This window comes from Psychroserpens sp. XS_ASV72 (genome assembly GCF_041224425.1).
GTDB lineage: Bacteria > Bacteroidota > Bacteroidia > Flavobacteriales > Flavobacteriaceae > Psychroserpens.
Map to the genome: position 1 here is coordinate 1 of NZ_JBGFGL010000029.1, position 456 is coordinate 456.

Annotated in this window: 1 pseudogene; it reads left to right on the forward strand. The window is 50.0% G+C overall.

The features are described from left to right. Window positions 1-13: 13 nt before the first annotated feature. Window positions 14-456: pseudogene (locus AB9K26_RS00155) on the forward strand (gliding motility-associated C-terminal domain-containing protein); the annotation flags it as partial.

Here is a 456-nt window from a genome sequence, read left to right on the forward strand (position 1 = left end):
CGAGACAAGCCTAGTGCAGACAATAAACGTGGTGGACACTACTGCGCCTACCTTTACGGTTCCTGCTGGTACCACTATCGAGTGTGACCAAGATCCAACGGACCTTTCCCTTACTGGTGACGTGACAGATGAGAACGACAACTGCTCAAATGGATTGGAGGCAACTTACACCGATGCAGTGGCTGATGGCTCCTGTGCAAACGAATCTGTAATCACAAGAACTTGGACTCTTGTCGATGACTGTGGAAACGAGACAAACCTAGTGCAGACGATAAACGTGGTGGACACTACTGCGCCTACCTTTACGGTTCCTAATGGTACCACTATCGAGTGCGACCAGGATGCCAACGATTTGACGCTTACTGGTGACGTGACCGATGAAGCGGACAACTGCTCAAATGGATTGGAAGCAACATATTCTGATGCCGTGGCTGATGGCTCCTGTGCAAACGAATC